Source organism: Streptomyces sp. NPDC005402 (genome assembly GCF_040606575.1).
GTDB lineage: Bacteria > Actinomycetota > Actinomycetes > Streptomycetales > Streptomycetaceae > Streptomyces.
Genome location: NZ_JBEXFB010000064.1, coordinates 1 through 7,533, shown reverse-complemented (window position 1 = coordinate 7,533; position 7,533 = coordinate 1). Strand labels below are relative to the sequence as shown.

The following is a 7,533-nucleotide window of genomic DNA, read 5'->3' as shown; positions in this document are numbered from 1 at the left end:
TCGGACAGTGTGATCGACACAGCAGAAGGCCCCGGATGCGACATGGCAACAGGGTACTTACTAACCCTCAGGATTTCTGGCGCAGCACACTAGCGACTCGCCCTTGCCCGGTTCCCCCTTGAAAACCACGGGGTGACAGCTAACGCGCTGACCCGGTCCCGGTGACAACCACCGTGCTTCGTCCAGTCGAAACCGCAGGTCAGTGGCCGCCGATAGTGACACCTGTCGTGCTTCGGCTCATTTGTTGAGCCGAAGCACGACGGATGTCACGTAGGCAGGGGTCTGTGCATGACGGGGATAAACGAAGGCATGGTGGCTTGAGGTAGAGCATGATCTGGCGAGTGAAGAGGGACGCGGGTACAGGCGTAAGCGTGGATGGTGCCGACGTGTGGCACGAACGGCTGGGGTGGGCGTTCGGGCTGACGGCAAGCGATCCGGCTGAGCGTGCTGCGGCGCTTGTCCGTCTGGCTGACGCCGAGAGGAACACGCAGGAGGCCCTGGATCGGCTCAACAAGGCTTGGCGTCGGTGGTATTCGCTGGGGTGGCGGGCGGCGCACAGAAACTACCTGGAGGCTCTGAGGTACTCGCTGCCCGGTGGGTTGTGGGACCGGCCGACCGGTCCCGACATCGGCACGTGGCCGGGTCTTCCCTACGTGCTGTGCTTCCTGGAGTGGGAGGCAAGGTCTCCGCAGGAGTGGACACGGTTTGCCAAGTCGTGGGGCATGAAGGAGAGCCTTATCCGAGACGTGGCTGCCGCTTGCCACGATGAGACGGTCAGAGGCAAGCTCGTGGAACTGATCGAGACTGTCGTACAGCGGCCCTACCGCTGCAAGGACCGCGAGTACGTGCGCGTGGCCCGGGCCGTGGACAGTGAGGACCTGCGCAGGCGGCTTGAAAAAGCCGCCCGTTCGGACAACCCATGGGCGCAGCGCCACGCCGGATACGTTCTCTGGCTCCTGGACCGTCCCGAGGTACCCAATACGCGTCACGTCTGGCGGACCTGGCTGGCGGCGGCATCCGAAGAGTCGACACCGACTGGCGTCGTCCGGGGGCGGATCGATGGTCAGTGACGAGTACCCTGCCTCGTTGGTGACGACAATGCTGCCGTTTGTCTCGTAACGGTCGCCGAACGTGCGGTCGAGATGGATGTGACGCACGGACTCAGGGAGTTGTTCGAAGTCGACCCGCGTCCAAAAGACGGGGCAGATCGGCTCCGGCCATGCCCCGGCTGCCCCGGCTGCCCGTGCTTGCAGGACGCGTTCGCTGAACGCGTACCACTCCCGGCCGCACATCTCGCTGCTGAAGTACCGCGGCGACAGCAGAGGCACGAACACACGGCAGGTCGCCAGGTTCCGGCTGAGCTGCTCGGACCAGCCCTCCCCGGCAGACGTCTCCCGATCCATGTAACTCACGGGGGCGTTCCCGGGCAGTGACGTCATCTCCAGAATGTCTTTGCACAGGTCTTGGTAGAACCGTCGGGATCGCCGCCTCCCGATCCCCAGGGGGCGTGTGCGCGTAACTCAGGAAGAAGTAGGGCCGGGGGTCAACCCTGGAACGAGAACGCCGGTTCTCCCCCACCGACGGGCGAGCGACCGCGGGCGCAGGTTCCCGCTCCGGCTGCACTCCCCCGCCCGCCAGCCCGAGTAGCTCCAGCGTCCGCCACGACGCCTCCGCGAACGGCCGTAGCGCCGCCGAGAGTTCCGCCCGCGCCAGCACTGACCCACGTGGCTGAACAGGTCCTCAAGCATGCGCAGGGCGCGGCGCCTGTCCGATGTCCTTCTCGGGGAACTGCGCGCAGCACTGGCCCGTCACGCCGTCGGCTCACGCCCCCTCTGACCAGGGCAGCCGTTCGTCCTACAGAGACGGGTGTCCGGCGATGGCACCGACGGGGTCGTCCAGGAGTGCGATGCGCGCGGTGATGCCTTTGCCGACCAGCTCTCGCTGCGCCTTGAAGCTCTGAGCGAGGGCCATCACGATCTCCAGGCCGTGCTGGCCCACCCGTCCCACGTCGGCGGCCCGGGCCGCCGGCAGTACCGGATCGCAGTCCCACACCACCACCTCGACGGCGTCACCGGCGATCCTCAGATCCAGCAGGACCGGTCCCGGCGCGTACTTGACGGCGTTGGTGACCAGTTCACTGACCACCAGCCGGGTCACATCCACGGCACGCTGCGAGATCTGCAGGCCGTGCTCGGCCTGGACGCGGGTGAGGAAGTCCGCGGCGAGATGGCGGGCGTCGGCGATGCTCGTGCCGTCGCCTTCCAGGGCCACCGTGGTCTGTATGGTCTGCTCACCCTGTGCAGGAATGTCCTCACCCACTCGAACTGGTTCCGTCGCGGCCCGTCTTTGTCCCGTCCACTCCCCACGCGTACCCGCGGCACACGCTTTACGCCTTCGGCACCAAGGCATTACCCGTACGGTGCAAGGGCAGCACTGCAGGTGGCGGTGCTGGTGTGCCAGTATCGCCGACATGGCTGGAGAAGAGATGCCGGACACCGAACTGACTGCGCAGCCGGGCCAGTTGTCGGTCGTGGCCACCGCCGCCGACGGCATCCGCGTATTCACTGTCACCGGTGAGATCGACCACGACACCGGCGAGACCTTCCGCGGCCCTGGACGTCTCCGACACCCCTCAGCCCCGCGTCGTGATCGACATGCGGCGGGTGCCCTTCATGGACTCCACCGGCATCAACATCCCCCTCGCCGCCCACCAGACCGTCACCAAGGTCGGCGGCTGGCTGCGTCTGGCCGCGCCCACCGACTCCGTGATGCGCACGCTGGAGATCGTCGGCGTCGACACCGTCATCGACTTCCGCGAAACCCTCCGCCAAGCGCTTGACTCCTGACGGGATCCCTCACACCGACCACGCGCCGGCCAGCCATGGACGGGACGCACGGGCCTGTCTGGGTTGCTCCGTGGTGTGGTCGGAAATCGGGCAGCCGGGCGGGAAAATGCCGCTCCAGGGTCCCCGCCCAGCGGTGTAGTACGACGAATCCGGTCGTGTCGGCCTGTGCCTGGACCAGCTCGGTCTGCGCGTCGATGAACGGCTGAGTGACTGTGCCCGGCTCGATCGCGGCGACGGTTTGCGTGCGCGGCACCCCTCGGCCGAGGTCGGGGTGTTCAGTCGATGACTTTGGTCGCCGCACAAGCCTCTGGTCTGACAGCCCAGAAGTTGTTACCTCTTTTCGGAGGTGGACGAGCCTTCGGTCACCTCGGCGGTGGTGGCATATACAGGCAGGAGTGAGTCGACGCCGGTCATGCTGAGCATGCGCATCAGGCGGTCGGGGACGGCGGCGAGGCTGAGTGAGCCGCCCGCCGTCTGGGCCGCGTGCCAGATGCCGATGATGGCGCTGAGACCGGCGGAGTCGCAGAAGTCGACCTGTGCCAGGTCCAGGGCCAGGCGGGGGTGTCCTTGCTGAATGATCTCCAGGGCCCCGGAGGACAGGGTGGGTGCGGTCTGCATGTCCACATCCCCGACGACCGTGGCGATCGCGAGGCCGGGACCGGGGTGGTGGACGGTCAGGTGAAGCGTGTGGGTCACGTCGGTCATCCCTCCTGGCCGAAGTGTTCGGGTGCGGCCGTGGTGTGGGCGGTGGCGGCGACACCGGTGTCGGGCATGGATTCGGCATCAGGCACGGACAGGGCCAGCAGGGCCACGTCGTCGCCGATCCCGTCGGGCAGTGCATCCAGCAACGTGACGGTGTCTTCGACCAGGGAGGCGGCCGTCACGGGCCCGGTGCGCTGGTGGAGGAAGCCGGTCAGGCCGTCCTCGCCAAGCATGGCGCCCTGGGCGGTGCGGGCTTCGGTCAGCCCGTCGGTGTAGAGGAACAGGCTCTCCCCCGGGGCCAGGGAGAAAGTGGCCTGGGCGAACTGTGCCTGGGAGAAGGCTCCGACGAGCATGCCGCCCTTCTGCCGGACCGTCTTCACCCACACCGCGCCGCTGTCGTCGGGGCGCACGTGGTAGGCCGGCGGGTGGCCGCCGGCGGCCACGGTGACGGTGAAACCACCGTCATCCTGTGGTGTCAGCAGGCCGAAGAGGGCGGTGCAAAAGCGGCTTCCGGCGGTGACATCGGTGAGCAGGACGGTGTTGAGCGTGCTCAGAACACTGACCGGGTCCGGGTCGATCTGGGCCGCGGCGCGCAGGGTGTGGCGGGCCAGGGCGGTGACGGTCGCCGCCTCGGGGCCCTTGCCGCACACGTCACCGAGGAAGAACGTCCACCGGTCGCCGTCGACGGGGAAGACGTCGTAGAAGTCGCCGCCCACATCATGGAGGGAGGCGGTGCGGTAGTGGCAGGCCAGCTCCAGGCCGGGTACCACGGGAAGCGCCGGGGGCAGCAGGGTGCGCTGGAGGGTGGAGGCGAACGCGGCGATGGCGGCCTTGTCCTTCTCCGCCTGTTCCCGCGCCGCCCGTTCCACCTCGGCACGCGCTCGCTCCGTCTCGGCCTGACGGCTTTCCGCCTCCCGCCGCTCCTGCTCGTTGCGCAGGGCGCGCAGCGCCGACAGCCGCAGCTCCATCTCGTCCAGCACGATCGCTGCGAGATCGGCCAGGGTGGCGGTGTCGTCCTCGGTGATGGAGCGCGGCCTGGTGTCCAGGACGTTGACCGTGCCCAGCCGGTGGCCGTCGGGCGTGGTGATCGGTGCGGCGGCGTAGAAGCGCACACCCATCTCTCCGGCGACCAGCGGATTGTCCGCCGCCACGGGATCACGAAGGGTGTCGGGAATGACCAGCGCGTCATCACGCAAAATCGCCGAGCCGCACAGACCCGGATCGCGGCCGATCTCCTTGACGCCCTCCAGGCCATGCGCGGCCTTGAACCAGATGCGGTCGGTGTCCACGATTGTGACCGTGGCCACGGGGACATCAAAGAGGCGGGCGGCCATCGCCGCCACCCGGTCGAACGCACCGTCGGGCGGTGTATCGAGGATGTCGTAGCGGCGTACCGCCGCAATACGGCCCGCCTCCACATCCGGGTCCGGGACCAGTTCCGGGCGACGCCCGGGAGCCGGGCCCGTGGCCGAGGCCTGCTGGGACATCGGCATTCCTCTCCGTCGATGGGCCGCCAACGAGCGGCACGAACCGACGCAGCCTAGATCGAGTAGATGCCCCGACGCCAATGCCGGCCCATTGCCACACGACCACCTCAACGCACCCGACCACGGGCCGCACCACCACTCTCGCCCGGACGGTCAGCGCTGAGGTCGCCACCCTGCTCGCTACGGCGCAGCACCGTCATCCGTGGACGGGCTGGTCTTTCTCCGCCGGGTGGGCAGCCGGGAGACGCTGGACGTCACGCTGGTGGAAGCGGAGCTGGTGGTGGAAGTCGGCGTCGACGTCGCCCGGGACAGCGCCGGCCGGTGGCGCCAGCCCGCACGCCTGCACCGCGCCCGCCCCGACCTCCCCCTCACCGACGTCCCCCGCCTGACGCCGCCGCCGGACCGACGGCGGCTGCGACAACGCCATGCCGGTCAGCAGCCGCACATTGACCTGAGGACCTGTGCGCGGGCGGCATCAGCGGCCTGGTGCGCGATGTTCGCTGACGATGCCCATGCGCGTATTCGTCCTTCGAGGCGAGGCCTCGCTGTCGTTCTCTCACTCCGGCAGCTGGCGCATCTCCAGGACTTGCAGTCCGAGCGAACGGCAGCGCGCCAGCAGCCCGTAGAGCTGCGCCTCGTCCACGACGGGTCCGGACAGGACGGTCTGACCGGCCATCTGTACGTGCTCCAGCTCCGGGAAGGCTCTGATCAACGTCTCCGACATGTGTCCGTCAACCCGGATCTCGTAGCGCATGAGCTGTTCTCCCGCGGCCTCGGACAGGCGCTACGGCGCCCCTTTGCTAGCGATCGTCCGTCCGAGCGCGCCCCGCAGCCTCACCCCGTTGGGGTGATACACCGGTCGACGGTCGCCCGCGGACGGCGAGCGCCGTCGCACATGGCGTGGTCGGCGATGGCGCCGCCGGGGTCGTCCACGTGCCCGGCGTGCTTCAGCCGCAAGGTCGTCGGCTGGTCCATCGCCAACCGGGCGAGGGGGGACAGCCGTACGGATGCGAACGGGCCCAGCCTCCAAGCGTTCTTGCTCGGAGTCCTCAAGGATGGTCCCGGTTGCCCGGCCGCAGGAATGACCGGCGGGCAGCCACTTCCCGATGCAGGGCCGGCCGTACCGGCCGCCTGACCCCAGGAGCACCCGATGACAGTGATGACGGACGCGCTCGTTCCGGCGCTGGAACATGCCCGCGAGGCGCACGAGGCGGTCCTCGACCGGTTCAGGGCGGATGTGACCATCACGCCGCCCGGCCCCCACCGGCAGATGCTCGAAAACCAGGCCGACGACGTCCAGCAAAGCCTCCAGCGCATCGAGCACCACGTGCGCGAGCTGCGGCCCCGCAGCGGGCTTGTCGAGGACACCGTGGATATCGCACGGTCCATCTCGCGCAGCGCCGTGCGCACCGCCACGCTGCCGCTGACCGTCGGATCGATGATCGTGACGGAGATGGTGCGCGGCCGGCGGCCGAACGACGAACGGCGGCTGCTGAGGAACACCGAAGACGAGTACGCGGTCACCGCCCGGGCGCTGGCGGCCTGCCGGGCCGGCCAGAGCATCGCGGAAGCAGTCCATGACCAGGCCACCGCGGACCTGCTCGCCGCACTGCGCCGCCAGGACGAGGAACTGCTCGCAAAGCTGGGGGAGACCGTCGCCTACCGGGCCCGGGCCGTGGCGGTCGCGTCCAACGGCTTTACTCAGGAGAACGGCGGCGGCCTGGCCGACACTGTCGCCCGCACCGTGCGCAGCGCCGCCGACCGGGTGCAAGATGCCGCCCAGACCGGCAGCAGGCGGGCCAGGGCTGCGGCCCAGGGCGCGGTGCGCGAGATGCCCGAGCCGACCCGGATGGCCGAAGCAGTCCGGGGCGCGGTGGCCAGGGAGGAGGAGTTGCCGATCGCCCGCTTCAGCCAGCTCAGCATCGAGGAAATTCAGCAGCAGCTGCGCACACTGCCCCAGCCGGACCTGACGGTCATCGAGGAATACGAACGCGTCCACTCCAACCGGCCACCCGTCCTGGACGCCATCAGGCAGCTGCGCGGCAGCGAACCTGGGCCGACTACGGCACCATGAACCCGGACAAGATCACCGTCCAGCTGCACAACCTCCCCTCCAGCGTGGCCCGCCAGGTGCTGGAGTACGAGCGGCGCCACCGCCGGCGCGACACCGTCATCTCCACTGCCGGAACACGCACCGCCCGGTGAGCCGGACAGGCCGGCGTCTGCCGCTGCCACCTGCACTGGCGGAGTGAGACAGTCGGATCACAGCCGCACGTTTTGCCCATGGACACCGTTTTGGATCGTCGTGCACGCCAGTACCCGACCCGTTGCCCGCCCACCGCTGATGCGCCCATGCCCGGCATCCGCATTGCGGACGCCGGGCATGGGCAGGATGGACGCGCTTTAGACGTCATCTCATTTGGCTGGGTAAGCTGCCGGTCGTGGTGGGGATCGTTGAGCGGCTGGTGCCGGATGAGTTGTGGGAGCTGTTTCAGCGG

General features: G+C 68.7%; 9 protein-coding genes and 1 pseudogene. 4 read left to right on the top strand and 6 right to left on the bottom strand.

Going from position 1 to position 7,533, the window contains the following annotated elements; all coding sequences use genetic code 11:
• The first annotated feature begins 341 nt into the window (after positions 1–341).
• Positions 342–1,070 carry a hypothetical protein gene (locus ABZT02_RS45865; protein ID WP_356029375.1) on the top strand — a complete coding sequence of 243 codons (729 nt, stop codon included), beginning with the start codon at positions 342–344 and terminating at the stop codon, positions 1,068–1,070.
• 249 nt (positions 1,071–1,319) lie between these two features.
• On the opposite strand, the pseudogene ABZT02_RS45860 reads toward ABZT02_RS45865, so the two are convergent.
• Together ABZT02_RS45860 and ABZT02_RS45855 are read right to left on the bottom strand one after the other, a co-directional pair.
• Positions 1,320–1,403: pseudogene (locus ABZT02_RS45860) on the bottom strand (hypothetical protein); the annotation flags it as partial.
• Between the two features lie 451 nt (positions 1,404–1,854).
• Positions 1,855–2,319, bottom strand: coding sequence for an ATP-binding protein (locus tag ABZT02_RS45855; RefSeq protein WP_356029373.1), 465 nt, complete (start codon positions 2,317–2,319; stop codon positions 1,855–1,857).
• 254 nt (positions 2,320–2,573) lie between these two features.
• On the opposite strand from ABZT02_RS45855, the gene ABZT02_RS45850 reads away from it, so the two are divergent.
• A complete protein-coding gene (locus ABZT02_RS45850; protein ID WP_356029370.1) occupies positions 2,574–2,846 on the top strand; it encodes an STAS domain-containing protein in 273 nt (90 codons plus the stop codon).
• 330 nt (positions 2,847–3,176) lie between these two features.
• Here ABZT02_RS45850 and ABZT02_RS45845 read toward each other — a convergent pair whose 3' ends face one another.
• The 4 genes from ABZT02_RS45845 to ABZT02_RS45830 form a co-directional block, all read right to left on the bottom strand.
• Positions 3,177–3,542 (bottom strand): STAS domain-containing protein, encoded by a 366-nt coding sequence (locus ABZT02_RS45845; protein ID WP_356029367.1) that lies wholly within the window; start codon positions 3,540–3,542, stop codon positions 3,177–3,179.
• 5 nt (positions 3,543–3,547) lie between these two features.
• On the bottom strand, positions 3,548–5,035 hold the full coding sequence (locus ABZT02_RS45840; RefSeq protein ID WP_356029365.1) for a SpoIIE family protein phosphatase: 1,488 nt from the start codon (positions 5,033–5,035) through the stop codon (positions 3,548–3,550).
• Between the two features lie 196 nt (positions 5,036–5,231).
• Positions 5,232–5,480 (bottom strand): hypothetical protein, encoded by a 249-nt coding sequence (locus tag ABZT02_RS45835; protein ID WP_356029362.1) that lies wholly within the window; start codon positions 5,478–5,480, stop codon positions 5,232–5,234.
• 111 nt (positions 5,481–5,591) lie between these two features.
• Positions 5,592–5,789, bottom strand: coding sequence for a hypothetical protein (locus tag ABZT02_RS45830; RefSeq protein ID WP_356029360.1), 198 nt, complete (start codon positions 5,787–5,789; stop codon positions 5,592–5,594).
• A gap of 396 nt (positions 5,790–6,185) precedes the next feature.
• Here ABZT02_RS45830 and ABZT02_RS45825 point away from each other — a divergent pair, with 396 nt between their 5' ends.
• Both ABZT02_RS45825 and ABZT02_RS45820 read left to right on the top strand, forming a co-directional pair.
• Positions 6,186–7,109 (top strand): hypothetical protein, encoded by a 924-nt coding sequence (locus ABZT02_RS45825; RefSeq protein WP_356029358.1) that lies wholly within the window; start codon positions 6,186–6,188, stop codon positions 7,107–7,109.
• On the top strand, positions 7,106–7,240 hold the full coding sequence (locus tag ABZT02_RS45820) for a hypothetical protein (protein ID WP_356029355.1): 135 nt from the start codon (positions 7,106–7,108) through the stop codon (positions 7,238–7,240). The genes ABZT02_RS45825 and ABZT02_RS45820 overlap by 4 nt, the downstream gene beginning before the upstream one ends.
• Positions 7,241–7,533: the final 293 nt, after the last annotated feature.